The 26,141-nt window shown below is 66.2% G+C and carries 20 protein-coding genes and 1 pseudogene; 15 read left to right on the forward strand and 6 right to left on the reverse strand.

The features are described from left to right. Positions 1–108 precede the first annotated feature (108 nt). Positions 109–3,096: an autotransporter domain-containing protein gene (locus ACI766_RS07240; RefSeq protein ID WP_003104263.1), complete on the reverse strand. Its 2,988-nt coding sequence runs from the start codon at positions 3,094–3,096 to the stop codon at positions 109–111. 298 nt (positions 3,097–3,394) lie between these two features. Here ACI766_RS07240 and ACI766_RS07245 point away from each other — a divergent pair, with 298 nt between their 5' ends. From ACI766_RS07245 to ACI766_RS07255, 3 genes are all read left to right on the forward strand, one after another. Next, complete coding sequence (locus tag ACI766_RS07245; RefSeq protein WP_023104612.1) at positions 3,395–5,503, forward strand: molybdopterin oxidoreductase family protein; 2,109 nt, start codon at positions 3,395–3,397, stop codon at positions 5,501–5,503. A gap of 112 nt (positions 5,504–5,615) precedes the next feature. Beyond that, on the forward strand, positions 5,616–5,942 hold the full coding sequence (grxD, locus tag ACI766_RS07250; RefSeq protein ID WP_003092082.1) for a Grx4 family monothiol glutaredoxin: 327 nt from the start codon (positions 5,616–5,618) through the stop codon (positions 5,940–5,942). A gap of 82 nt (positions 5,943–6,024) precedes the next feature. Next, positions 6,025–7,176 carry an MFS transporter gene (locus ACI766_RS07255; RefSeq protein WP_003104266.1) on the forward strand — a complete coding sequence of 384 codons (1,152 nt, stop codon included), beginning with the start codon at positions 6,025–6,027 and terminating at the stop codon, positions 7,174–7,176. Between the two features lie 66 nt (positions 7,177–7,242). Here the strand turns inward: ACI766_RS07255 and bfrB are convergent, their stop codons facing one another. Both bfrB and ACI766_RS07265 read right to left on the reverse strand, forming a co-directional pair. Beyond that, positions 7,243–7,719, reverse strand: a complete 477-nt coding sequence (gene bfrB / locus ACI766_RS07260) for a bacterioferritin BfrB (protein ID WP_003092078.1) — start codon at positions 7,717–7,719, stop codon at positions 7,243–7,245. Positions 7,720–7,928: 209 nt separating this feature from the next. Beyond that, complete coding sequence (locus ACI766_RS07265) at positions 7,929–8,150, reverse strand: bacterioferritin-associated ferredoxin (RefSeq protein WP_003092075.1); 222 nt, start codon at positions 8,148–8,150, stop codon at positions 7,929–7,931. A gap of 259 nt (positions 8,151–8,409) precedes the next feature. Between ACI766_RS07265 and ACI766_RS07270 the strand changes: the two genes are divergently transcribed. Then, positions 8,410–9,012 carry a peroxiredoxin gene (locus tag ACI766_RS07270; RefSeq protein ID WP_003092073.1) on the forward strand — a complete coding sequence of 201 codons (603 nt, stop codon included), beginning with the start codon at positions 8,410–8,412 and terminating at the stop codon, positions 9,010–9,012. A gap of 178 nt (positions 9,013–9,190) precedes the next feature. On the opposite strand, the gene rnt is transcribed toward ACI766_RS07270, so the two are convergent. Beyond that, entirely contained in the window at positions 9,191–9,865 is a 675-nt protein-coding gene (rnt, locus tag ACI766_RS07275; protein WP_003092070.1) for a ribonuclease T, read from the reverse strand. Next, complete coding sequence (gene pyrC / locus ACI766_RS07280) at positions 9,862–10,908, reverse strand: dihydroorotase (protein ID WP_003092068.1); 1,047 nt, start codon at positions 10,906–10,908, stop codon at positions 9,862–9,864. The genes rnt and pyrC overlap by 4 nt, the downstream gene beginning before the upstream one ends. A 132-nt stretch (positions 10,909–11,040) precedes the next feature. Here pyrC and motY point away from each other — a divergent pair, with 132 nt between their 5' ends. Continuing rightward, positions 11,041–12,006, forward strand: a complete 966-nt coding sequence (gene motY / locus ACI766_RS07285; RefSeq protein ID WP_003092066.1) for a flagellar protein MotY — start codon at positions 11,041–11,043, stop codon at positions 12,004–12,006. 117 nt (positions 12,007–12,123) lie between these two features. Beyond that, entirely contained in the window at positions 12,124–13,341 is a 1,218-nt protein-coding gene (locus tag ACI766_RS07290) for an argininosuccinate synthase (RefSeq protein WP_023119441.1), read from the forward strand. 91 nt (positions 13,342–13,432) lie between these two features. Here ACI766_RS07290 and gloA read toward each other — a convergent pair whose 3' ends face one another. Further along, positions 13,433–13,819, reverse strand: a complete 387-nt coding sequence (gene gloA / locus ACI766_RS07295; protein WP_003110007.1) for a lactoylglutathione lyase — start codon at positions 13,817–13,819, stop codon at positions 13,433–13,435. Between the two features lie 376 nt (positions 13,820–14,195). Here gloA and mexP point away from each other — a divergent pair, with 376 nt between their 5' ends. The 9 genes and pseudogenes from mexP to ACI766_RS07340 all read left to right on the forward strand — a co-directional run bounded on the left by mexP (position 14,196) and on the right by ACI766_RS07340 (position 26,134). Then, positions 14,196–15,353 (forward strand): multidrug efflux RND transporter periplasmic adaptor subunit MexP, encoded by a 1,158-nt coding sequence (gene mexP, locus ACI766_RS07300; RefSeq protein WP_023119440.1) that lies wholly within the window; start codon positions 14,196–14,198, stop codon positions 15,351–15,353. Further along, complete coding sequence (gene mexQ, locus ACI766_RS07305; RefSeq protein WP_087823856.1) at positions 15,350–18,511, forward strand: multidrug efflux RND transporter permease subunit MexQ; 3,162 nt, start codon at positions 15,350–15,352, stop codon at positions 18,509–18,511. The genes mexP and mexQ overlap by 4 nt, the downstream gene beginning before the upstream one ends. Continuing rightward, a pseudogene (opmE, locus tag ACI766_RS07310) lies at positions 18,508–19,970 on the forward strand (multidrug efflux transporter outer membrane subunit OpmE). The gene mexQ and the pseudogene opmE overlap by 4 nt, the downstream one beginning before the upstream one ends. Positions 19,971–20,567: 597 nt before the next feature. Then, positions 20,568–20,762 (forward strand): heavy-metal-associated domain-containing protein, encoded by a 195-nt coding sequence (locus ACI766_RS07315; RefSeq protein ID WP_003092060.1) that lies wholly within the window; start codon positions 20,568–20,570, stop codon positions 20,760–20,762. A gap of 228 nt (positions 20,763–20,990) precedes the next feature. After that, positions 20,991–21,272 carry a hypothetical protein gene (locus ACI766_RS07320; protein WP_161789441.1) on the forward strand — a complete coding sequence of 94 codons (282 nt, stop codon included), beginning with the start codon at positions 20,991–20,993 and terminating at the stop codon, positions 21,270–21,272. Then, positions 21,163–22,200, forward strand: a complete 1,038-nt coding sequence (locus ACI766_RS07325; protein WP_004345331.1) for an HOASN domain-containing protein — start codon at positions 21,163–21,165, stop codon at positions 22,198–22,200. Before ACI766_RS07320 ends, ACI766_RS07325 begins: the two co-directional genes overlap by 110 nt. Before the next feature lie 32 nt (positions 22,201–22,232). Next, a complete protein-coding gene (locus ACI766_RS07330; RefSeq protein WP_003112894.1) occupies positions 22,233–23,219 on the forward strand; it encodes an HOASN domain-containing protein in 987 nt (328 codons plus the stop codon). 30 nt (positions 23,220–23,249) lie between these two features. Further along, complete coding sequence (gene purB, locus ACI766_RS07335) at positions 23,250–24,683, forward strand: adenylosuccinate lyase (RefSeq protein WP_012613755.1); 1,434 nt, start codon at positions 23,250–23,252, stop codon at positions 24,681–24,683. Then, positions 24,683–26,134: an adenylosuccinate lyase family protein gene (locus ACI766_RS07340; protein ID WP_003092055.1), complete on the forward strand. Its 1,452-nt coding sequence runs from the start codon at positions 24,683–24,685 to the stop codon at positions 26,132–26,134. Before purB ends, ACI766_RS07340 begins: the two co-directional genes overlap by 1 nt. Positions 26,135–26,141: the final 7 nt, after the last annotated feature.

Genomic DNA, 26,141 nt, shown 5'->3' on the forward strand with positions numbered 1-26,141 from the left:
TTTTTCTCATATTTGCAGCGGTTTCGTGACCGAGGGCAATGAAGTGGCTTTTTCCCCTTGCCGCCCGCCGGAACCCATCCAACGGCTGGCATGCCCTCGTAACCGAAGTCAGAAACGCCAGTCGACGGCCAGTCCGACGCCATGGTCCTTCTCGCGGCTGCCCAGCAGGCCGTTGTAGCCCAGCCGCACGCTCACTTCGCGATTCACCGCTAGGCTGGCGTCGACGCCGAGCAGCGCGGCGTCGCGGGACAGGGCCACGCTTTCCACGCTGAATGGCTGGCTGCCGCTGGCGAACGCCAGGTGGCGTTGCGGGGTGGTGTCGCTCAGGTTGTGGCGCCAGCCGAGGGTGCCGGAGAGCGCCAGGCGGCGTCCGGCATCCAGCTCGAAATGCCGTTTCGCGCGTAGGCCCAGGGTGGTGAAGGCGGCGTCCAGGTTGTCGTCGCCACCCTCCAGGGCCGCGGCACTACCGCGTTCGCGGAAGTCATCGCTGGCGACGTGCACGTAGGCCAGCCCGGCGAAGGGTTCCAGCTCCAGGCTGCGCCAGCCCAACGCGTAGGCGGCCTCGGCGAACAACTGGCTGCTCTGTGCGTCGAGCTTGGCCTTCTGCTTGCCGGCCACGGCGCCGTATTGCAGGTCGCGCTTGACCTCGGCGCGGTGCCAGGCGTGCGCCGCGCCGAGGCTCAGGCGCCATTGCTGCAATTGCCGGCCGAGGTAGGCGCCGAGGTGGTAGCTGTCGATGCTGGCGGAGGATTGCAGGCTGCTGTCCATGTTCAGCGAGCTGTTGCTGTAGCCGGCCACCAGGCCGAGGCGCGTGTCGCTGGCGACCTGGCTGTCGACGCCGAGCAGGAAGCCGCCGACCGAATGCCGGTAGCCTTCGCTACCGTGGCTGCCATCGGCGCTCTTGCCCCAGGAGCCGAGCGCCTTGAACCAGCCTTCGGGAGCCTCCCCGCCGGCCTCGCCGTCGCTGGTCTGGCGCAGGCGTTCGCCGACGCTGTCGCGCAGATAGCGGCTGTCGTTGAGCAACAGGCCGGCGAGCGCCGGGTAGATTTCCCCGGACAATTGCTGGAAGGCCCGTTGGGCGGTTGCGGCGTTTTCCGACAGGAGCAGGCTTTCGTAGACCGGGTTGCCGGCGCCGAGCGTTTCCACGGCCCCAGCGACCGCCGCCTGGTTGGGCGTCTGCGCGACGCTGGCGAGGGTCGTGCCGTTGCGTCCGATATCCAGGCGGATGGCGTTGGCCGCGTAGTCCAGGGTGCCGCCGAGGAACAGGTAGTTCGGCAATACCGCGTCGAAGCGCCCGTCGATGCCGCCGGCGGCGTCGAGGATGTCGTAGCGGCGGCCGACCAGGCTCTCGACCTGGGACTGGCTGAGCAGGTCGGGGCTGTTTTCCATGGCCAGGGTGACGTTGCCGCCCGCGATGCTCGCCTTGCCGCTGGCGACGATCCGGTCGCTGGCGCTTTCCGAAAGCTCCACCGCGTAGGTCGAGCCGGATTCGAAGCGCAGGTCCCCGGCGACCTCCAGGGTGCCGATGGAGTTGCCCGCGGCCACCGTGCCGCCGGAGCGCGCCAGCAGGCCGCCGATCCTGCCGCTGCCGCCGAGGGTGCCGCCGGCATTGACTTCGACGGCGGACAGCAGCGAACCGTCGACGCTGAGCAGCCCGCCATCGACCAGGGTCGGCCCGCGATAGGTGCTGTCGCCGCTCAGGACCAGGCTGCCGGCACCGGCCTTGACCAGGCTGCCCTGGTACTGGCGCTGGGCGGCGGCCTGGTCGCGGGCCATGCCGATGGCATAGTCGGTGCGTTCCTGCTGGCTGGCACCGGCCGGCAAGCCGTTTTCCCAGCCCTTGTCCTTCAGCGTCCGCTGCCAGGCCGCGTGCTCGGCGGCGTCCTCGGCCTGGCGCTGGAGCAGGGCGCTATCGGAAATCGGGTTGCTCCATTCGTCGCGCAGGCCGGCCGGGAGGTTGGCCTCGAAGCGGCCGAGCAATTGTCCAGGCCCATGCATCGCCCGACCGAGATCCGGCACGCCCCAGCCGACGGTGTCGGTGGGGGCGCCGGTCGGCGTGCCGTCGAGCTGGGTGGCGGTGGTCAGCAGAACCTGCAGCGCCTGCTCGTTGTTCAGGTACGGATAGCGCTGCATGACCAGGGCCAGCGCGCCGGTGGCGTGGGGCGCGGCCATCGAGGTACCGGACTTGTTGGCATAGCCGCCGCCGGGCATGGTGCTGTTGATCAGGCGGCCGGGTGTGGTGATGCACCAGTACTTGGCGATGCCGCAGCGGTTGTAGCGCTGGCCGTTCTGCTGGTCGAGGCCGGACACGGCCAGCCAGTGGCCTTCCAGGTCCGGCTGGAAGTAGGGCAGGGCGGAGCGCACGCTGGCGTTGGCGTAGCCGCTGTTGCCGGCGCTGAAGACGTTGATCACGCCCTGGCGGGAGACGCCGGCGGCGGCGTCCAGCCAGGTGGAGCGCCCGTAGTGCTGGGCATAGGCGGCGTGCAGGCCGTCGAGGGTCTCGTAGCTGACGTCCTTGGGCTGGCTGCCCCAACTGTTGTTGATCGCCCGCACCCCGGCGTCGGCCAGCGCCTGGTAGGCGGCCTTGAAATAGTTCGGGTCGGGCGTCGGGCCGAACAGGAAGCTGTCGTTCTGGTTGGTGTTGGCGACGTACACCTGTGCCGCGTAGGCCACCCCGTGCATGCCGACGCCGTCGCGCGAGGCGCCGAGGGTGCCGCCGACGTGGGTGCCGTGGGAGTCGTTGTTGCCGTTCATCGCGCCGCTGACGCTGAACGGCGTGCCGTCGACATAGGTGCCGCTGGCCGTCACCGGCTGGTAGCGCGAGGCGGGGGTATCCGGATGGCTCGGGTCGAAACCGGAGTCCATCTCGCCGATCTTCACGCCCTGGCCGTCGATGCCGGCGGCATAGGCCTGGTCGGCCCGCATCCGTTCCAGGCCCCAGTCCTGCTGGTATTCGGCGGAGCGCCAACTGGCCGGATCGCCGGGCCGACCGGCTTCGACATAGGCGGCCGTGGCCGGCTGGGCGATCCAGGCGCCCAGCAGCAGGGCGGCTGACAACGAGGTGGGGCGAGGGCGGAAGGAGTGGTCGTCGGTCATGCGGTCTCCACGCTTTATTGGTCTTGTCGGACAGGGGTGGACTCGAAGAGACAAGGTTTAGCACCGGCTTTCGCCGCGCCGGAATTCCCAGGTGGATAGTTGACAGCCGGACAAACGGCACGCCTCCCCTCTACCGCGCCCATCGGCCAGCCTGATGCCTGGCGATTCAGCCGACTGACGCTGCTGGCGCGGCGGCGGAAGGCGCCGCATAGTGCCGATTCGACGACTAGACCGGTCGTCTGGTCCTCGCGTACGCGCCGGGCCGCGACGGCCGGCGACGACAATGAAGAGGCGAGCCATGAGCAAGACCCTCCACTACCGTGCGTGCCATCTCTGCGAGGCCATCTGCGGGCTCGCCATCGAGACCGAGAGCGACGAGGGCGGCGTGCCGCGGATCCGCTCGATCAAGGGCGACCCGCAGGACAGCTTCAGCCGCGGCCATGTCTGTCCCAAGGCGGTGGTCCTGCAGGACATCCAGGACGACCCCGACCGCCTGCGCCAGCCGTTGCGTCGGGTCGGCAGCGAGTGGCAGCCGATCGGCTGGGACGAGGCCTTCGCGCTGGTGGCCAGCCGCCTCGGCGAGATCCGCGAGCGCCATGGCAACGATGCGGTGGCGGTCTACCAGGGCAATCCGAGCGTGCACAACTACGGCCTGATGACCCATAGCAACTACTTCCTCGGCCTGCTGAAAACGCGCAACCGCTTCTCCGCGACTTCCGTCGACCAGTTGCCGCATCACCTGGTCAGCCAGCAGATGTACGGCCATGGTTTGTTGATCCCGATCCCCGACATCGACCACACCGACTTCATGCTGGTGCTCGGCGGCAACCCGCTGGCGTCCAACGGCAGCATCATGACCGTGCCGGACGTGGAGAAGCGCCTGAAGGCGCTGAAGGCACGCGGCGGCCGGTTGGTGGTGGTCGATCCCCGGCGCAGCGAGACCGCGGCTATCGCCGACCGGCACCTGTTCATTCGTCCCGGCCAGGATGCGGCGCTGTTGCTCGGGATACTCAACACCCTGTTCGAGGAGAACCTCGGTCGCCCCACGCCGCTGCCGGTCGACGGGCTGGAGCGGGTGCGCGAGGCGGTCGCGGCCTTCGACGCCGAGTCCATGAGCGCGCGCTGTGGCGTGCCGGCCGAAAGCATTCGCCAACTGGCGCGGGATTTCGCCGCCGCCGAACGGGCGGTCTGCTATGGCCGGATGGGCGTTTCCACCCAGGCCTTCGGCACGCTCTGCCAGTGGCTGGTGCAACTGATCAACCTGGTCACCGGCAACCTCGACCGGGTCGGTGGCGCGCTGTGCACCTCGCCGGCCCTGGACCTGGTGGCGAGTACCTCGGGTGGCCACTTCGGCCGTTGGCGCAGCCGCGTCTCGGGGCTGCCGGAATATGGCGGCGAACTGCCGGTGGCGGCATTGGCGGAAGAAATCCTCGGTGAAGGCGAGGGGCAGGTGCGCGCGCTGGTCACGGTAGCCGGCAACCCGGTGCTGTCCACGCCCAACGGGAGGCGGCTCGAACAGGCCCTGGACGGCCTGGAGTTCATGCTCAGCATCGACCTCTACATCAACGAGACGACCCGCTACGCCGATCTCATCCTGCCGCCCACCGCGCCGCTGGAGCACGATCACTACGACACCACCTTCAACGTCTTCGCCGTGCGTAACGTGACCCGTTTCAACGAGGCCGTGCTGCCGCGTCCCGAGGGTGCGCTGCACGACTGGGAGATCTTCGTCGGCCTGGCGCGGGCCTTCGCCGCGCGCAACGGCCTGGAGCTGAAACCGACCCTGGAGCCGCAGCAGATGATCGACCTCGGCCTGCGCGCTGGCGCCTACGGCGACCGTTCCGAGCACAGGCTGAGCCTGGCCACTCTGCGCGAACATCCCCACGGCATCGACCTCGGGCCGCTGCGGCCGAACCTGGCGCCGCGCCTGAAGACCGCCGACCAGCGCATCCAGGCCGCGCCGCCGCTGTTCGTCGACGACCTGCAACGCTTCGCCGCACAGCCGCTGCCTGCGTCCGACCAGTTGCTGCTGATCGGACGACGCCACGTGCGCAGCAACAATTCCTGGATGCACAACTACCATCGCCTGGTGAAGGGCAAGCCGCGTCACCAGTTGCTGATGCACCCGCGGGACCTGGAAGGTCGCGGCCTGGTCGACGGGCAACGGGTGCGGGTGCGCTCGCGGGTCGGCAGCGTCGAGGTGGAGGTGGCGGCGAGCAGCGAGATGATGCCCGGGGTGGTCAGCCTGCCGCACGGCTGGGGCCACGCGCGGCCCGGCGTGCAACTGGCGATCGCCCGCGCCCAGGCCGGCGTCAGCGCCAACGACCTGACCGACGAGCGTCATCTCGACCTGCTGTCGGGTAACGCCGCGCTCAACGGCCTGCCGGTGGAGGTGGAAGCGGCCTGAGCGGGTCGACGGAACGCGAGAGTAAAGCCGAGCGTCGCGCTAGGCTTTCCGATACAATACCGGTCATTATTTGCCGAGTTACCGTGTCGAAACGTTCCTGTTGAGGTAAGCCATGGACATCATCGAAACCATTAAAGAGCAGATCGCCAACAACCCCATCCTGCTGTACATGAAGGGTTCGCCGAACGCCCCGCAGTGCGGTTTCTCCTCGCGCGCGGCCCAGGTGCTGATGGCCTGTGGCGAGAAGTTCGCCTACGTCGACATCCTGCAGAACCCGGAAATCCGCGCCAACCTGCCGAAGTACGCGAACTGGCCGACCTTCCCGCAGCTGTGGGTCAATGGCGAACTGGTCGGCGGCAGCGACATCCTCGCCGAGATGTTCGAGAAGGGCGAACTGCAGACCCTGGTCAAGGACGCGGCGGCCAAAGCCAACGCCTGATCCGCGCATCCGACGAAGAGCCCCGCCTTGTGCGGGGTTTCTTTTTTGTCCGGAGAAACCAGCAAGGAAACCGGGAGCCTCCATGTCGGAAGTCAATCCTCGCCAGGGTCGCCTGGCTTGCATCTATTTCTTCGCCATGGCCGGGCTGGTCATCGGCAACCTGATGGGACGCATCCCGGCGCTCAAGGAGCAGACCCAGCTGGACGAGCGCGCGCTCGGCCAGGCCCTGCTCGGCGTCGGGGTCGGCGCGCTCACGGCGTTCCCGTTGAGCGGTTTCCTGGTCCAGCGCATCGGCAGCCGCAGCGTAGTGATCGGCGGTTGCCTGATCATGCTGCTGGTGTTTCCGCTGCTCGGCCTGAGCCAGGGCTGGTGGCAACTGGCGTTGGCCTTCTACGTGCTGGGCGTGAGCTTCGCCGGGATGGACGTGGCGATGAACATCCAGGCGGTGGATGTCGAGCGCCTGCTCGGCAAGCCCTGCATGTCCATGCTGCATGGCATGTACAGCCTCGGTTGCCTGGTCGGTGCGTTGAGCGCCGCGGCCCTGGCCGGACTGACGCCGTTCTGGCACTTCCTCATTCTCACCGCACTCGGCCTGCTGAGCCTGCCATTCTTCGTACGCGCGTTGCTTCCGCCGGACCCGAGCAAGGCGGGCGCGCGCAAGGGCGGCGGCTTCACCTTGCCGCCGCGGGCCTTGCTCGGCCTGGGCCTGCTGATTCTCTGCGCGTTCGTTTCCGAGGGCGGCGTGGCTGACTGGAGCGCGCTGTTCCTGCACAGCGTTCTGGATGCTTCCGAGCGGGTGGCGGCGCTGGGCTTCGCGGCGTTTTCCGCGGCGATGGTGGTGGGGCGGCTGTTCGGCGACCGCCTGCGCGGACGCATCGACGATGCGCCGTTGCTGCGCGGCCTGGGTTCGCTGGCCACGCTGGGCATGCTGGTGGCGCTGTTCAGCCCCTGGCCGGCGCTGAGCATCGCCGGTTTCGGGGTGGTTGGCCTGGGACTGTCGGTGATGGTGCCGATCGTGATCAGCGCTGCTGGCAACCAGCCGGGCATCGATCCGGTGATCGGGGTCGCCGCCGTCTCTACCGTGGGGTATGGCGGACTGCTGATGGGACCGCCGCTGATCGGCCTGCTGGCCCACGAGATCGGCCTGCGCTGGGCATTGCTGGTACTGGTCGGTCTTTGCCTGTTGCTGGCCCTGCGCGCCGATCTGGTCCGGCGCAGGCCGCGCAGCGCCTGAGGCTTTCTGGCGGCAAGAAAAAAGCGCCGGCGGGGCAGGCCGCCGGCGCTTCGTCGTGGTTCCCGATCAGTCGTCTTCGTGCATGTGCGACTGCAGGTAGTTCTCCAGGCCGACTTTCTGGATCAGGCCCAGCTGGGTTTCCAAGTAGTCGATGTGCTCTTCTTCCGACTCCAGGATGTCCTTCAGCAGGTCGCGGCTGACGTAGTCGTGCACCTGCTCGCAATGCACGATGGCTTCGCGCAGGTCCTTGGTCGCCTTCAGCTCCAGGTTCAGGTCGCACTGCAGCATTTCCTGGGTGTTCTCGCCGATCAGCAGCTTGCCGAGGTCCTGCAGGTTGGGCAGGCCTTCGAGGAACAGGATGCGCTCGATGAGCTTGTCGGCATGCTTCATCTCGTCGATCGACTCGTGGTACTCATGGGCGCCGAGGCGCTTCAGGCCCCAGTCGTTCCACATGCGCGAGTGGAGGAAGTACTGGTTGATCGCGATCAGCTCGTTGCCGAGGATCTTGTTGAGGTGCTGGATGACTTTCTTGTCGCCTTTCATGCCGAATCCTGCCGTCGTAGTGGGTGTGATTCGCCAAGTTTGGCCGCGACGAAGCAGGGTGTCAAACCTAAGTTATTGAAATATAAGGGAAAAAGAATATGAATACGAATGTTTTCTTTCCGCGTTCTGCCGCTAAGTCATTGAATTGAAGGCATAAAAAAACCGGGCGCCAGGCCCGGTTCTTCTGAAAGAGGGATAAAAAATATTTTTCAGGCAGCGACGAACGCCGTAGTCCCGAACGCCGGTACCGGCTGGGCACTCTGCAGGTCGTTGAGGGTTTCGCGTACCACCTGCTTGGCCAGGCATGCGCACTTGCCGCACTGGGTACCGACGCCGGTGGCTTCGCGAACCTCACGATAGCTGCAGCAGCCTTCGTAGATGGCATCGCGGATCTGGTTGTCGGTAACACCTTGGCAGAGGCAGACGTACATGGCGATCTGGCTACTGGGAAGTTGAGTTGGAAAAGATACTAATAATAATGAGAATGATTGTCAAAGTTCCCTGGAGCGTTTTAGTCGGGTTTTTTTCGCCCCCCGACAAATGGCTTTGTCGGACAAAGACTTAGCGCCGGCTGGGGCGGGGTGTATGATGGTTGTTTCCCGGGGAACGGCGCCCCTGCCATCGAGGCTTCACGAGGAGCCGGCAGGCTGCGGTGCCGTCCTTCAACCTTCCGCTTAAAGGAGACATGGAATGAGCGTACTCGTAGGTAAGAAAGCGCCTGACTTCAACGTTGCCGCGGTACTGGGCAATGGCGAGATCGTCGAGAGCTTCACCCTGTCCGAGGCCATCAAGGGCAAGTACGGCCTGGTGTTCTTCTATCCGCTGGACTTCACCTTCGTCTGCCCGTCCGAGCTGATCGCCCTGGACCACCGCATCCCGGAATTCCAGGCGCGCAACGTCGAGGTGATCGGCGTTTCCATCGACTCCCACTTCACCCACAACGCCTGGCGCAACACCCCGGTGGACAAGGGCGGCATCGGCGCCGTCAAGTACACCCTGGCGGCCGACACCAAGCACGAGATCGCCAAGGCCTATGACGTCGAGTCCGACGGCGGCGTGGCCTTCCGTGGCGCGTTCCTGATCGACAAGGAAGGCGTTGTGCGCTCGCAGATCGTCAACGACCTGCCGCTGGGCCGCAACATGGACGAGCTGCTGCGTCTGGTCGATGCCCTGCAGTTCCATGAGGAGCACGGCGAAGTCTGCCCGGCCAACTGGAAGAAGGGCGACAAGGGCATGACCGCATCGCCCGAAGGCGTGGCCAAGTACCTAGCCGAGAACGCCAGCAAGCTGTAAGAAGAGCCTGCTTCGCGCGTTGGAAAAAGCCCCGCTTCGGCGGGGCTTTTTCATGGGCTCGCGAGGGCCGGCAGCCCCATCCCAGGTCACGCGCCTCGCTCCGAAGAGGGGGAGATTGCCTGACCGGTCGCGTAGGACGGATAACGTCCTGGCGTTATCCGCCTAAGTGGGCCGAGGCTCAGTCGTCGTCATCCATCCAGCCGCCCATTTCCTTCCAGCGGTTGACGATGCCGCAGAACAGCTCGGCGGTCTTCTCGGTGTCGTAGCGTGCCGAGTGCGCCTCGCGGTTGTCGAACTCCATGCCGGCGGCCTGGCAGGCCTTGGCCAGGACCGTCTGGCCGTAGGCGAGGCCAGCCAGGGTGGCGGTGTCGAAGCTGGAGAAGGGATGGAACGGATTGCGCTTGATCCCGGTACGCGCCACGGCGGCATTGAGGAAACCGAGGTCGAAGCTGCTGTTGTGGCCGACCAGGATCGCCCGCTTGCAGCCATTGGCCTTCAGCGCCTTGCGGATGCCGCGGAAGATCTCGGTGAGTGCCGCTTCCTCCTGCACCGCCATGCGCAGCGGGTGGTCAAGCTTGATGCCGGTGAATTCCAGCGCGGCCGGCTCGATGTTGGCGCCTTCGAAGGGCTCGATGCGGAAGAAGTAGGTGTGTTCCGGGAACAGGAAGCCTTTCTCGTCCATGCCGACAGTGGTCGCGGCGATTTCCAGCAGCGCGTCGGTGGCCGAGTTGAAGCCGCCGGTCTCGACGTCCACCACTACCGGCAGGTAGCCGCGGAAGCGGCGCGCCATCGGATGGCGCGGGCCGCTGGGGAGGCTGCCGTCGAATTCGTCGTCGAAGTTGTCTTCGCTCATGCCCCGGCCTCCAGCAGTTTCCAGCGGAGTGTCTCGCCGGCGCGCAGCGGCACCACGTCGAAGTCGCCGAAGGGGAGGCTGGCGGGCGCCTGCCATTCCTCGCGGACCAGGGTGATCCGGTCGGTGTTGCGCGGCAGGCCATAGAAGTCCGGGCCGTGCAGGCTGGCGAAGCCTTCCAGCTTGTCCAGCGCATTGCGCTGTTCGAAGGCCTCGGCATACAGCTCGATGGCGGCGTAGGCGCTGTAGCAGCCGGCGCAACCGCAGGCGGCTTCCTTGGCGTGGCGGGCGTGCGGCGCCGAGTCGGTGCCGAGGAAGAATTTCGGATTGCCGCTCACCGCGGCGTCCAGCAGGGCTTCCTGGTGGGTGTTGCGCTTGAGGATCGGCAGGCAATAGAAGTGCGGACGGATACCGCCGACCAGCATGTGGTTGCGGTTGTACAGCAGGTGATGGGCGGTAATGGTCGCGCCGACGTTGGCCGGGGCTTCCCGGACGAACTGGGCGGCGTCGCCGGTGGTGATGTGCTCGAAGACCACCTTCAGGGTCGGGAAGCGCTCGACCACCCGGCGCAGGTGCTCGTCGATGAACTGCTTCTCACGATCGAATACGTCGACCTCGGCGCGGGTCACCTCGCCATGCACCAGCAGCGGCATGCCGACCTCGGCCATCGCCTCGAGCGCTTCGAAGATATTGTCGATGCGGGTCACGCCAGAGTCCGAGTTGGTGGTGGCGCCTGCCGGATAGAGCTTGGCGGCATGCACGAAGCCGCTGGCCTTGGCGGTACGGATTTCCTCGGCGCTGGTGCGGTCGGTGAGGTACAGCACCATCAGCGGCTCGAAGCGGCTGGCGGCGGGGCGGGCGGCGAGGATGCGCTGCCGGTAGGCGTCGGCTTCGGCGGCGTTGCGCACCGGCGGCACCAGGTTCGGCATGACGATGGCGCGGCCGAAGGTGCGGGCGGCGTCGCCGACGGTATTGGCCAGCGCGGCACCGTCACGCAGGTGAATGTGCCAGTCGTCGGGGCGCAGGAGGGTGAGACGGTCGGACATGGGGCTTCCAGGACGGGATTTCGTGGGGGGAAATGCTACCGGAAAAGGGGGGGCGGGGCACTCGCTATCAAGTTTTGTCCGGGCCGTCCGATACATCCTTCGTATTTGGACGCTTTCCCGGAGCCCGCCGTCGTGCAGCCGCGCCTTCTTCTATTGCCTTTCCTGCTCAGCAGCCTGCCGGCGCTGGCGGTGACCTTCCAGACGCGGCTGGAGAGCGTCGAGTGGAAGGTCGAAGGCGACCAGTTCGAATGCCGCCTGTCGCAGCCGGTGGCGAATTTCGGGGTCGGCGAGTTCGTCCGGCGTGCCGGCGAGCAGGCGACCTTCCGCCTGAAGCCCGAGGCCCAGTGGCTGGGGCGCGGGTCGGCGACCTTGCTGGCTGCCGCGCCGCCCTGGCGACCGGGACAGGGCGACATCAACCTTGGCCAGGTCAGCATCGGTAGCGGCGAGGTGCCGTTCAACAGCAACCAGCAACAGGCCGGTCGGTTGCTCACCGGCCTGCTCGAGGGGCGCAGCCCGCTGGTCCGCCATCGCACCTGGCAGGGCGATCGCCTGGAGGTGCGCCTGCTGCCGGCGCGCTTCGCCAGCGTCTACAGCCAGTACCAGGCCTGCATCGCCAAGCTGCTGCCGGTGAACTTCGACCAGGTCAAGCTGGCCCAGGTCGGCTTCCCCGACGGCGGCACGGCGCTGAACGACGTGGCGCGAGCCAAGCTGGACATCATCCTGCAACTGCTCAAGGCCGATCCGAGCATCAACCGGATCGAACTCGACGGGCACTCCGACAACAGCGGCAACCGCCTGACCAACCGCGACCTGTCGCGCCGCCGCGCGCTGGCGGTGCAGGAGTACCTGAAGAGCAACGGGGTGCCGGAAAGCCAGATCAACGTGCGCTTCTACGGCGAGCGCTACCCGCTGGTGGCCAACAACAGCGCCGCCAACCGTGCGCGCAACCGCCGGGTCACCGTGCACCTGTCGCGCGAGGCGGTGGTCGAGCCGGCGACGGAAGCGCCGAAGGCCGAGGACAAGCCGGCGCCGCCCGCGGCAGAACCTGCCGCACCGAAGCCTCCGGCCGCCTCGCTTCAGGGAAAACCCACGGTTTGAGTCGCGCAAACGATAGAATCTGTCGCTTTTGCGTCTAAAGCTGTCGCCCCTCTGTAATTTCCCGAATGCCCTGCGTAGAATTGTCGCTTTTCGTGACGACCCCCGTGGAGTGATGGCATGGCGGATGTGAAGAAGGTAGTCCTGGCGTATTCCGGCGGCCTGGATACCTCGGTAATTCTGAAGTGGTTGCAAGATACCTATAACTGCGAAGTGGTGACCTTCACCGCCGACCTCGGCCAGGGCGAGGAAGTCGAACCGGCTCGCGCCAAGGCCCGCGCGATGGGCGTCAAGGAAATCTACATCGACGACCTGCGCGAAGAATTCGTCCGCGACTTCGTCTACCCGATGTTCCGCGCCAACACCGTCTACGAAGGCGAGTACCTGCTGGGCACTTCCATCGCTCGTCCGCTGATCGCCAAGCGCCTGATCGAGATCGCCAACGAGACCGGCGCCGACGCCATCTCCCACGGCGCCACCGGCAAGGGCAACGACCAGGTCCGCTTCGAGCTGGGCGCCTACGCGCTGAAGCCCGGCGTCAAGGTGATCGCGCCCTGGCGCGAGTGGGACCTGCTGTCCCGCGAGAAGCTGATGGACTATGCCGAGAAGCACGGCATCCCGATCGAGCGCCACGGCAAGAAGAAGTCGCCGTACTCGATGGACGCCAACCTCCTGCATATCTCCTACGAAGGCGGCGTGCTGGAAGATACCTGGACCGAGCACGAAGAAGACATGTGGAAGTGGACCGCTTCCCCGGAAAACGCGCCGGACACCCCGACCTACATCGAGCTGACCTACCGCAAGGGCGACATCGTCGCCATCGACGGCAAGGACATGACCCCGGCCGAGGTGCTCACCGAGCTGAACCGCGTCGGCGGGATCAACGGCATCGGCCGCCTCGACATCGTCGAGAACCGCTATGTCGGCATGAAGTCCCGTGGCTGCTACGAGACCCCCGGCGGCACCATCATGCTCAAGGCCCACCGCGCCATCGAGTCGATCACCCTGGACCGCGAAGTGGCCCACCTGAAAGACGAGCTGATGCCCAAGTACGCCAGCCTGATCTACACCGGCTACTGGTGGAGCCCGGAGCGCCTGATGCTGCAGCAGATGATCGACGCCTCGCAGGTCAACGTGAACGGCGTAGTGCGCCTGAAGCTGTACAAGGGCAACGTCGTGGTGGTGGGCCGCAAGTCCGAAGACTCGCTGTTCGACGCCAACATCGCGACCTTCGAGGAAGACGGCGGCGCCTACAACCAGGCCGATGCCGCGGGCTTCATCAAGCTCAACGCGCTGCGCATGCGCATCGCCGCGAACAAGGGCCGCACGCTGTCCTGATCGATGCGCGCCGCCTGCGATGGAACGAAGAACCCCGGCCATGAGCCGGGGTTCTTCGTTACGGATTGCTGAAAGCGATAGCCGGGGCCGTTCAGGAAGACTTCTGGATCAGTTCGATCTTGTAGCCGTCCGGGTCGGTCACGAAGGCGATCACGGTGGTACCGTGCTTCATCGGCCCGGCTTCGCGGGTGACCTGGCCGCCGTTGTTGCGGATGTCGTCGCAGGCCTGGTAGGCGTCGTCGACCTCGATGGCGATATGGCCGTAGCCGGTGCCGATCTCGTAGGCATCCACGCCCCAGTTGTGGGTAAGCTCGATCACCGCGGAATCCGCCTCGTTGCCATAGCCGACGAAGGCGAGGGTGAACTGGCCGTCGGGATAGTCGTTCTTCCTGAGCAGGGTCATGCCTAGCACCCGGGTATAGAAATCGATCGAGCGATCGATGTTTCCGACCCGGATCATGGTATGGAGAATGCGCATTTTCATTGCCTCGAGCTTCACGGTCAAAGGCGGATTTTACCATGTGGCCGGCAACCGGCTGCGAGATCGGGATCGTCCCCGTCCCGGCGACCGGCCCTTTGCCGGACTTCCCTTCCTACGGGGCGTTTCGCCTCTTCCCTGGGCCGGCCGTCGATAGCCGGTCGGCCTGCCTCCGCCACCCTCCCGAGCTGCCCGCTGCGTCTCCGAGCGTGCCAGGCGTCCCGCCCCCGGTGACCGGCCGAAAGCTCGCTGCGCCTTCGCCATGAGGTCGGAAAAAAGGGGGGTTGACCTTGCCAAGGTGTCAAGGTCGATAACCGGCCACGGAAGCGGTTTCGTCCAGCCAGGCCACGCAGGCTCAGACCAGGAAGGCACAACAATGAATCTCAGACACTTCATCCGCATCACCGCGACGCTAGGTGTCGCGGCCCTTATCGCTGGCTGCGGGGAATCGGCGCCGCCGGGAGCGGCGAGCGCCCCGCCAAGCGTTCCCGTAGCCGAGGTGGTGGTTCGCCCGGTGACACCCTACGCCGAGTTCACCGGCTCGCTGACCGCTGTCGAGCAGGTAGAACTGCGGCCGCGCGTCGCCGGCTACATCCAGGACGTTACGGTGCCGGAAGGCCGCCTGGTAGAGAAGGGCCAGCAACTGTTCCTCATCGACCCGCGCGTGTTCAAGGCGGCGCAGGATGCCGCCAGGGCACGCCTGCGCGAGGCCGAGGCCGCGGCGTTGCTGGCGCGCACCGAACACGAGCGAGCCGAGCTGCTGTATGCGCGGAAGGTCGTCGCCCGGGAGCGGCTCGACAGCGCCATCGCCTCGCGCAATGCCAGCAAGGCCCAGGTCGATGCGGCCAGGGCCGCCCTCGACGCGGCGCAACTGGATCTCGGCTTCACGCGGGTGACGGCACCGATCGGCGGGCGTGTCGGGCATATCCAGGTCACCGAGGGCAACTACGTCACCAATGGCGTCACCGCGCTGACCAGCATCGTTTCGGTCGATCCGCTGTACGTGTACTTCGATGTCGACGAGCGCACCTACCTGCAGGCCCTGGCGCCGACCCGCGGCAGGGAAGGCGAGCAGGCCCCCAGGGTCAAGGTGGCGCTGCTCACCGACGAGTCCTATGGACGAAGCAGTCGCCTCGATTTCCTCGCCAACACCGCCGACCGCGGGACCGGCACGGTCCGGGTTCGGGCGGTGGTGGACAACCCGGACGGGCAACTGACGCCGGGGCTGTTCGCCAAGGTCAGGCTGGAGACCGGCAAGCCTCGCGCGCAGGTGCTGGTCGCCGACCATTCCATCGGCACCGACCAGGGCAGGCGCTATGTGCTGGTCGTCGACGAAGGCAACAAGACCCAGTACCGGCCGGTGGAACTCGGCCCGATGGTCGACGGCCTGCGGGTCGTCCGCCAGGGCCTGCAGCCGGGCGAGCGCATCGTCGTCAAGGGCCTGGTCCGGCCGGACATGCAGATCACACCGCGCCTTGCGGAAATCGATGGCACGCCCGTCGACCTGTCGAAGACCGTGGGGGCCGCACAATGACATTCCCACGCTTCTTCATCGATAGGCCGATCTTCGCCATCGTTCTTTCGGTGCTGATGATGATCGGAGGCATCGTTTCGTTCTTCCAGTTGCCGCTGAGCGAATACCCGGCGGTGACGCCGCCGACCGTGCAGGTGACCACCGCCTATCCCGGCGCCAACCCCGACGTGATCGCGCAGACGGTGGCGACGCCGCTGGAGCAGGCGATCACCGGGGTCGAGGGGATGCTGTACATGTCCTCGCAGTCGGCCACCGACGGGCGAATGATCCTGACCATCACCTTCGACCAGCACATCGATTCCGACATGGCCCAGATCCAGGTGCAGAACCGGGTCTCGCGGGTGCTCTCGCGCCTGCCCGACGAGGTGCAGCGGCAGGGCGTGGTCACCCAGAAGACCTCGCCGGACATCCTCATGGTGGTGCACCTGCTGTCGCCGGAGCAACGCTACGACCCGCTGTACATCTCGAACTACGCCTACCTCCAGGTGCGTGACGAACTGCTGCGCCTGCCGGGGATCAGCGATGTGGTGGTGTGGGGCGCCGGCGAGTACAGCATGCGCCTGTGGCTCGACCCCGACCTGATCGCCGCGCGCGGGCTGACGGCGGGCGAAGTGATCGCCGCGGTACGCGAACAGAACGTCCAGGCGGCGGCCGGCGCCGTCGGCCAGGCGCCGGACTCCACCGCGGCCTTCCAGGTCACGGTGAATACCCTCGGGCGGCTGAGCGACGAAGAGCAGTTCGGCGACATCATCGTCCGCACCGGCGCCGACGGCCAGGTGACGCGCCTGCGCGACGTCGCGCGGATCGAGATGGGCGGCGATGCCTATGCGCTGCGCAGCCTGCTGGACGGCGAGCCGGCGGTGGCCTTGCAGATCATCCAGAGCCCCGGAGCCAACGCGCTGGATACCGCCGAAGCGGTGCGTGCCACCGTGGCGAGGCTCGAAGGCAACTTCCCGGCCGGCCTGAGCGCGCGCATCGCCTACGACCCGACGGTGTTCGTCCGCGCTTCGTTGCAGACCGTGGCCACCACCCTGCTGGAGGCGATCCTGCTGGTCGTGGTGGTGGTGGTGCTGTTCCTGCGTAGCTGGCGTGCTTCGCTGATTCCGCTGATGGCCGTGCCGGTCTCGCTGGTCGGCACCTTCGCCGTCATGCACCTGATGGGTTTCTCGCTGAATACCCTGTCGTTGTTCGGCCTGGTGTTGTCGATCGGCATCGTCGTCGATGACGCCATCGTGGTGGTGGAAAACGTCGAGCGCCACATCGAGAACGGCGAGCCGCCGCTCCAGGCCGCGCGGCGTGCGATGGACGAGGTTACCGGACCGATCATGGCGATCACCTCGGTGCTGGCGGCAGTGTTCATCCCCACGGCCTTTCTCAGTGGCCTGCAGGGCGAGTTCTATCGTCAGTTCGCCCTGACCATCGCCATCTCCACCATCCTGTCGGCGCTCAACTCGCTGACCCTCAGCCCGGCCCTGGCGGGCCTGCTGTTGCGTCCGCGGCCGGCCGGAGGTGCGGTGGCGGGGCGCTTCCAGCGACTGCTCCAGGTCCTCGGCCGACCGTTGCGAAATGCCCCCGAGGCCTACGGCAACGCGGTGCGCAAGGTGGTGCGGGTGAGCGGCCTGGCTCTGGTGGTGTATGGGGGCCTGCTTGGCCTGACCTGGGTCGGTTTCCAGGCGGTGCCACCGGGCTTCGTGCCAATGCAGGACAAGTACTATCTGGTCGGCATCGCCCAGTTGCCGAACGGAGCGTCGCTGGAGCGTACCGATGCGGTGGTCAGGCAGATGTCCCGGATCGGCCTCGACGAGCCGGGGGTGGAGAGCGTCGTGGCCTTCCCGGGCCTGTCGGTGAACGGCTTCGTCAACGTGCCGAACGCCGCGGTCATGTTCTTCATGCTCGACCCGTTCGAATCGCGCACCTCCGCCGATCTCGGCGCGCTGGCCATCGCCGGGCGCCTGCAAGCCAAGTTCGCCAGCATTCCCGACGGCTTCCTCGGGGTCTTCCCACCGCCGCCGGTACCGGGGCTGGGAACCATCGGCGGCTTCAAGATGCAGGTCGAGGATCGCGGCGGCGCCGGGCTGGAAGCCCTGGCCAGGCAGACCCAGGTGCTGATGATGAAGGCCACTGAGTCCGGCCAGCTCGGGGGCTTGATGACCAGCTTCGATATCAATGCCCCGCAGCTCGAGGTGGTGGTCGACCGCACCAAGGTGAAGAGCCAGGGCGTTCGCCTGGCCGATGTGTTCGAGGCATTGCAGGTCTACCTCGGCTCGCTGTACATCAACGACTTCAACCGCTTCGGGCGCACCTACAAGGTCACTGCCCAGGCCGATGCGCCGCACCGCATGCAGGCCGAAGCCATCGGGCGCCTGCAGGTACGCAATGCCGCCGGGGCGATGTTGCCGCTGTCCTCGTTCGTCACCGTGACGCCCAGCTCCGGTCCCGACCGGGTGATCCACTACAACGGCTATCCGTCGGCCGATATCAGCGGCGGCGCGCTTCCCGGCGTCAGTTCGGGACAGGCGGTGGCGTTGATGGAGCGCCTGGCCGGCGAAGTGCTGCCCGAGGGCATGACCTTCGAATGGACCGACCTGACCTACCAGCAGAAGCTGGCCGGTAACAGCGCGCTGTTCATCTTCCCGCTGTGCGTGCTGCTGGCCTACCTGATCCTCGCCGCGCAGTACAACAGCTGGCTGTTGCCGCTGGCGGTCCTGCTGATCGTGCCGATGTGCCTGCTCAGCGCGATCGCCGGGGTGTGGCTGGTGGGCGGCGACAACAACGTGTTCGTCCAGATCGGGCTGGTGGTGCTGGTCGGCCTGGCGGCGAAGAACGCGATCCTGATCGTCGAGTTCGCCCGCACGCTGGAGGCCGAGGGCGCCCGTGCGCTGGAGGCGGTGGTCGAGGCTTGCCGCCTGCGCCTGCGGCCGATCCTGATGACCTCGCTGGCGTTCATCGCCGGCGTGGTGCCGTTGGTCATGGCCAGCGGCGCCGGAGCGGAAATGCGCCAGGCCATGGGCGTCGCGGTATTCGCCGGGATGCTCGGGGTAACGCTGTTCGGCCTGTTCCTCACGCCAGTGTTCTACGTACTGGTACGGGCACTGGCGGCGCGCCTGGAGCGACGCGCCGGCGGCAGCCTGGCGCATCTGGAGGGAGGCCGTCCATGAAGCGATACCTGCGGTCTTCGTTGAGCGCGCTGATCCTGCTGGGCGGCTGTGCCGCGGTGGGGCCCGACTATGCGCCGCCGAGCGCGTCCGCACCGGCCAGCTTCGGCGCGATGCCGGCGGCTATCGATGGCAGTGGCGTGGAGATCGAGTGGTGGCGCGGGTTCGACGAGCCAGCCCTGGAGTCTCTGATCCAGCGGGCGCTCGCGGCGAACCTCGACATCGCCCTTGCCGGCGCGCGCCTGGACGAAGCGAAGGCGCTGCTACGCGAGAACCGCGAGGAGTTCCTGCCGCGCGGCGGGCCGGCGTTCGATTACCAGGCCCGGCGGCGCGGCGAGGTGGAAACACCGGCCGGCCAGCAGCGCGACATCGAGACCTATCGCGGCGCGCTGGATGCTTCCTGGGAAATCGACCTGTTCGGCCGGGTGCGGCGCTCGGTGGAGGCCGCCGAGGCGCAGGCGGGTTCGCGCGAGGCCCTGCTGCGCAACGTGCAGGCGAGCGTCGCGGCTACGGTTGCCATGACCTGGTTCCAGCTACAGGGCATCGAGGCCGAACTTGCGGTGGTCCATGACATCGCCGGCAACCAGCGCGACAGCCTGGAGATGGTCGAGCGCCTGGTCAGCGCCGGCTCCGCCCACGAGTTCGACCGGTTGCGCGCCGAAGCGTTATTGCACAACGTCGAGGCGGCCGTGCCCGACCTCGAACGGCGCCGCGCCGCCACCCGCAATGCGCTGGCCGTTCTCCTCGCGGAAGCCCCGCAGGCCTTCAGCCCGCCGGTCGCCCGTGCCTCCGGGGAAAGGCTGACGCTCCGCACCCTCGGGGTCGGCGATCCGGCGGGACTGCTGGCGCGTCGCGCCGACATCGCCGCGGCCGAACGCAACCTGGCGGCCGCGACCGCACGTATCGGCGTCGAGACCGCGGGGCTGTATCCGCAGGTCGAGGTACGCGGCTCGATCGGCCTGGTCGCCGGCAATCTCGATGCTTTGGACGAGAGTGGTACGTCCTTCAACGTCCTGAACCCGGTGATTCGCTGGGCGTTACTCGACCGCGGTCGCGTGCGGGCGCGGATCGCCGCCAGCGAGGCCCGTGCGCAGGAGGCATTGATCCTCTACGACCGGACGGTGCTGCGCGCCCTGCAGGAGACCGATGATGCCTTCAACGGCTATGGCGCTGCCGCTGACAGGCTCCGCCTGCGCCTGCTCGAGGCGACGGCCAATCGCGAGGCGGCGCGCCTGGCCCGGGAACGCTTCGTCCAGGGGGACGGCGAGTACCTGGACGTGCTCGAGGCGGAACGCTCGGACTACCTCAGCCGGCGCGCATTGAGCATCGCGCGCACCGAGCAGCGCCTTGCCGTCGTGGGTATCTACAAGGCGCTGGGTGGTGGCTGGGAAGCCTGCGCTGTGGCGTGGCTACCGACGATACCTCTCCAGGCGTGGCACGGCAGCGCGACAGTCGCTCCTGATCAGCCGCCGGCGGTTTCCGGCCGCCGGCCTTCGCTCGACTGCCTAGGTCGAGGGCCGTGCGGCGCGTCCTCCGGTTATTTGGCGAACCCCGGGAGTACGGATTGCCTGGCGCGGATCGCTCGTCCCTGTCCGCCTTATCGATAAGTCGGTTCCGAACTCTTTTTCGGTAGTTCATTCAGATGGATGAGTGAAGAGGGCAGATGGAAAGTATCTGCTCGGGACTTCAATGTTCAGAAGAGTGGGGAAGTATTACTTTCTCATTGTTCTTCAGGTACGTTCCGGCTGCCCGCCGTTTCTTATTGAACGAAGTCACTCCTGTGCCTCTGCGCTCGCGCCGCACGGAGACGTCGAATACATATCGTCGAGAGGTTCTTCAGTGGTGAGTGGAGCTGGCTGATGCGGTGTCTCGATTGCCTGGCGGAGTTGTTCTATATGTTCGTTCTTGGCTTTGCCCGTTGTTTGAAGTTTGCGGAATAACCTCTGGAACTATTCATATGAATTTTTGAAAGTTTGGTTTACCTGAGAGATTTATGAGTTGACCTTGTCACGATGGCAGGACTCATGGTTCGCAGGAGTCAACAAACCAGGAGGTTGCGATGTTTTCTTTCCATATTCCGAACATGACCTGCGGCGGTTGTGCCAAGACTGTCACCCGTATCCTGCACGGCGTCGATCCCCAGGCGCGCGTAGAGACCGATCCCCCTCGGCGCGAGGCTAGGGTCGAGAGCACTCTGGACAAGCACGCATTCCTCGAGGCGTTGAGCGAGGCCGGTTATCCGGAGGGCCGTTGAGTGCATGGGCATGACGCAGGCGTAGGGTCGGATAGTAGCGTTTCGCCCAGTGCCGGCAATAGGAAAATGATTTTCATTGAAGTCTGCGCGCCATATGCCATCAATGGCGCTTGGCTATTGTGGAAAGAACGCTTTGGAATTTGTAAATCAATATTTCAGTCGGCCGCGAGGTGACAGTTATGTGAACGGAAAGAGGCGCTGACAGGAAACCCTAAAGGTTATTCTCCGATGGATTCGCAGGCCTTTAGCTCGGGGTTTTTCGCAGCGCATCCAGTGTTATCGAAGAGCACCTTTCGGCGAACTCCGTTGTCCGCCGAGAAGGCCGCTGCATTGCTTGACCTTGCCACCGTGGCAAGCTTTACGGTCGCCCCGCACAACAACAAAAACAAGGGTGATCCAAATGACTTCAAATCCGTTACAGCAATGCTGCAGTTCTTCCTCCGATATGAATATCCGTTCCCAGCGGACAATGTCGGAACCTGCCCGAAATGCATCGGCTCTCCTGGCTGAAGCCTTGAAACCCGGTGCCTCCCTGGACCAGATCACGCTCGCGCTCGAGGCGATTCTCGCGGTCACGGCCAAAGGCCTGGGCGGCGATGCTTCGGCTTACGCGCAGTACCAGGCGTTGCTCCTGGAACTGCACGTAGGCAGCGATCCGCATACGGAGCCGACCCGCCGCTGGATGGCGAGCCAGGTCTACCTGGTCGAGGATCGTTTCGCTCCCGAGCCGGCCGGTTTCAGCGCCGTCCCGGTGGAGGAGTTCCGCAAGAAGGTCGACGCCGAGATCGAGGCGCGCAGCCGGGTGCGCCATCCCATGTCGGTCCACCTGTTCCAGGGCACGCCGCCGGTCGAGGACGTGCGCTTCTTCCTGGAACACCATTGGGTCCGTTCCTACAACTTCTACAGCCTCCTGGCGGAGCTGGCCTTCCGCTTCGAAAACATCGAGGACGCCTCGGTGTTCTACCGCAACCTCTACGGCGAGGCCGGGGCGGAGACGCCGGAGCGCTCGCACCCCGCGTTGCTGTCCCACCTGATGACCTACTTCGACATACCGCTGCGCATCGATTTCCCGGCGCTGCATCCGCTGGAGAAGGCCTACCTCAACAACCGTATCCGTTGCGTGCGGCACACCGATGTCGCCTGGGGCCTTGCGCTCCTGTACGCGGTCGAGTCGGTGAGCTGCGTCAACCACCGGCGCATCTACGAACTCCTGCAGCGCCTGGGCGTGCCCGAGCAACCCAGCGAGTTCCATCGCCTGCACGGCACCCAGGACGAGATCGATACCGAGGAGATGTGGGCGCTGATCGCCAAGTTCGCGCCGAGCGAAGACTTCCAGCGCCAGTTCATGCAGTCGCTGGCGCGCCACTTCGAAATCAACCGGGCCTACTTCGACCTGCTCTGGGAGCAGATGCAGGCGAATTCCCTGGCCATGGCCTGATGCCTATCCAGAACAAGAACAAGGAGTACAGGATGAATACCCGCAATTTTTCCCTGCCGCAGTTGCAGAACCTGCCCATCGAAGAAGCACGCATCGTTGCCGATGCGCTGGCCGTCCACGCTACTTCCCGCCAGATCGATAGCGCCGCGAGCAAGCTGGCCGCGCTGGCCGAGGCAGGGCTCAAGGGCGACCGCCAGGCCTATGCCGCGTACCAGCAGTTGCTCTACGTCCTTTCGTTGAGCGACGACGTGGCGACCGCCCAGACCCGGCGCTGGCTGGCCCGGGCGATCTATCGCGTCGAAGAGCGTTTCATGCCCGCCGCCGATCTTTCCAGGGCGCTGTCCGAGGAGGATTTCCAGAAGCGTCTCGAACAGGAAATCGCCGCGCAGTCCCGCGAGCGGCACCCGATGTCGCAGTACGTGTTCTCCGGCTCGGCCTCCCGCGCGCAGCTCCAGGTGTTCCTCCGTCACCAGTGGTTCCGCACCTTCCGCCTGTACCGCGATGCGGCCGACCTGTTGGTCAACCTGACCGATGTGGACGAGGCCGCGGCGCTCGCGCGTTACCTCTATGGCGAGTTGGGCGAGGAAGACGAAAAGGGTTCGCATCCGCGCCTGCTGGCCAAGCTGCTCGAGGCCATCGGCCTGGAGGCGGACTTCCAGGCCGTGTCGACGATGCCCGAGGAAATCGCCTACCTGAACAATCGCGCCCGTGCCTTCCGGCATGCCGAGGTCGGTTGGGGGCTGGCGGTGTTCTACATCACCGAACTGGTCGTGCCGGGGAACCACGAAAAGCTCTATCGGGCCCTGCTCCAGGCCGGCCTGAGCGAGGACCAGGCGGAGTACTACAAGGTCCACATCAGCCTCGTACCGCCGCGGGCCAAGCGCGAATGGCAACTCATCGCGCGGCGGATTCCGGACGTGCAGTTCCAGAATGCGTTCCTGACCTCGCTATCGCAGCACTTCCGTGTGGAAAGGGCCTATTACGACGCGATCTGGGAAGAGATGCAGAGCGTCAAGTGACTTCCACCGGGACAAAGCGAGCACTCGAAAATGCCAAGTCACATTACGGAATCCCGTATACACGGGGGCGCCTACTCGTCCCCGGCATTCGCCGCGATCTTTTCCGATACCAACCAGGTGCGGAGGTGGCTGGATGTCGAGCGAGCCTTGGCGGCGACCCAGGCCGAGATGGGCATCATCCCCCACGAGGCGGCGCGGGAGATCGACCGCGCCGCCCAGGTGGAGCGCTTCGACCTCACCCAACTGGGCCGCGAAAGCCTGGAGACAGGGCACCTGCTGGTGCCTACCATCCGCGCCCTGGCGAGGTTGTGCGAGGGTAGCTGGGGGGAGTACGTGCACTATGGCGTGACCACCCAGGACATCCTCGACACCGGGCTGATGCTGCAGGTCAAGGAAGCCTGGGGCCATACGCTCGGGCTCCTGCATTCGATCCGTGGCCATCTGCTGGCGCTCGCCCTGCGCCACCAGCACACGCCGATGGTTGCACGCACCCACGGGCAGCAGGCGCTGCCCACGACCTTCGGCTACAAGGTCGCCGTCTGGGTGGATGAAATCGACCGTCACCTGGCGCGCTTCGACGAGGCGCGCGAACGCGTCCTGGTCGGCAATCTGACCGGTGCCGTGGGAACCCTGGCGTCGTTCGGCGCCCAGGGCTTCGAGCTACAGCGGCGAACCCTGGCCAGGCTTGGCCTCGGCGCGCCGTCGACCAGTTGGCACAGCGCCCGGGACCGGGTGCTGGAGGTTGCCGGGTTGCTGGTCCAGGTGTCGGTGACGCTGGGCCGGGTGGCGAACGAGATCTACCACCTGCAGCGCAGCGAAATCGACGAGGTACGCGAGGGCAGCCGGCCGGGACAGGTGGGCAGCAGCACCATGCCGCACAAGCGGAACCCGTCGTCGGTCGACCTGGTCAGCGCGCTGTCGCGGCTGGTGCGGGCACAGATGGTGGCGCTCACCGATGCCGCGTTCCAGTTGCACGAGCGCGACGGCACCGCCTGGCGCATCGAGTGGGCGGCGTTGCCGGAGCTGTTCGTCTACGCCGGCGCCTTGCTGACCCGCATGGAGGCGGTGCTGGCCGAGGGGCTCGAGGTGCGCGAGGAACGCATGCGCGCCAACCTCGACCTGCTGGGTGGGCTGATCCTGTCGGAGCGGGTCATGCTCGCGCTGGCGGGGCAGTTCGGCAAGCAGACCGCCCACGAACTGCTCCATGAGATAACCCAGGCCTCCCAGCGGCAGGGCGTTCCGTTCCGCGAGGCGCTGCTCGGGCAGCCAAGGTTGCGCGGCTGTTTCAGCGCCGAGGCGCTCGAAGAACTGCTCGACCCCGTCGGCTACGTCGGCCTCGCCGCGGAGATGGTCGACCTGGTCGCCGGCAAACCACGAACCGGCGCGTCGGGCGACAGGCCCGAAGGCGCCGCCTCTTCCCAAGGAAATCCCGGTCAGTCCCAGTACGTGATGGAGGATAGGTGATGGATGCTGAATCGCTGGAAATGCTTGCCCGTTCCTCGTGCACCGCGCATCCGCAGAGCTTCGGCGGCGCACCGGCCGAGTCGTCCTGCAAGCACGAACACAGTCACATCGTTGACTCTAAAACCCATGGCGGCGGCTACGCCGGTCCGGTGAGCCGACGGATCTTCTGTAGCCACTGCCGCCTGCAACGCTGGCTCGACGTGGAGGCGGCGCTGGCGCTGGCGCAGGCCGATGTCGGCGTCATCCCGCCCGAGGCCGCGCTGGAGATCGCGAAGGCCGCCAGGCTTTCGGCCGTCGACCTGCAGCAGATCGCCGACGGCGTGGCCAGCACCGGGCACTCGCTGATGCCCCTGCTGGGTGCGCTGCAACGGAACTGCAGCCCCAGCGCGCGCGAGTACGTGCATTTCGGCGCGACCACGCAGGATATCCAGGACACCGCGCAGTCCCTGGAAATGCGCGATGTGCTGGATGAAACGGAGCGGGCGCTGGACATCCTCCTGGACCGGCTCTCGGTGCTGGCGAGCGGGACCCGCAATGCGCTGATGGTCGCCAGGACCCACTCGATCCCGGCGTTGCCAACCACCTTCGGGCTGAAGGTGGCCGGCTGGATCGACGAGTTGCTGCGTCACCGCGAACGCCTGGGCGAGGCGCGCAAGCGGATCCTGGTGGTGCAACTGTTCGGCGGCGTGGGCACGATGGCCGCCTTCGGCGACGAGGCCATGCTCCTGCTCGAAAGCTTCGCGCGGCGGCTGTCGCTGGACGTGCCGCTGGCGGGTTGGCACGTGTCCCGCGACCGGGTTACCGAGTTCGTCAGCACCCTGGCCATGGTCACCGCGTCCCTGGCGCGGATCGCCGACGAGATCCGCACCCTGAACCGCTGGGAGATCGGCGAGCTGGAGGTGGGCTGGACGCAGCAGCAGATCGGTAGCAGCACCATGCCCCACAAGCGCAATCCGGAAGGCTGCGAGCAGGTCGTGGTGCTGGCCCGGCTGGCCAAGGCCCAGGTCCTGCTCGCGTTGGACGCCATGATCCTCGAGCACGAGCGGGACTACCGCGGCACGCGCCTGGAATGGTGTGCGGTGGCGGACGTTTCCCACTATGCGCTGATGGCGCTGTCGCTGCTGACCGACACCATCGACGGGCTCACGGTCCACGACGAGACCATGGCGCGGACGGCGAATGCATACAGCGATGCGATCTGTACCGAGGCGTTCGTCTTCGAGATGGCCAAGCAACTGGGCAAGAGCAGCGCTTACGAAATCATCTTCGAGATCACCCAGGCCTGCCAGCGCAAGCGGATTCCGATGCGCCAGGCGCTCGAGTCGGATCCGCGGGTGGGCGCCGTCATGCCGAAGGAAACCCTGGCCAGGCTGTTCGAGCCGCGGACCCATCTCGGCATGGCCGGGACCATCGTCGACAAGGTGCTGGACAAGGTCGCCAGCCACCACTGAATCACCC

This window comes from Pseudomonas sp. DL, assembly GCF_047199225.1.
In the GTDB taxonomy this organism is placed as follows: Bacteria; Pseudomonadota; Gammaproteobacteria; order Pseudomonadales; family Pseudomonadaceae; genus Pseudomonas; species Pseudomonas aeruginosa.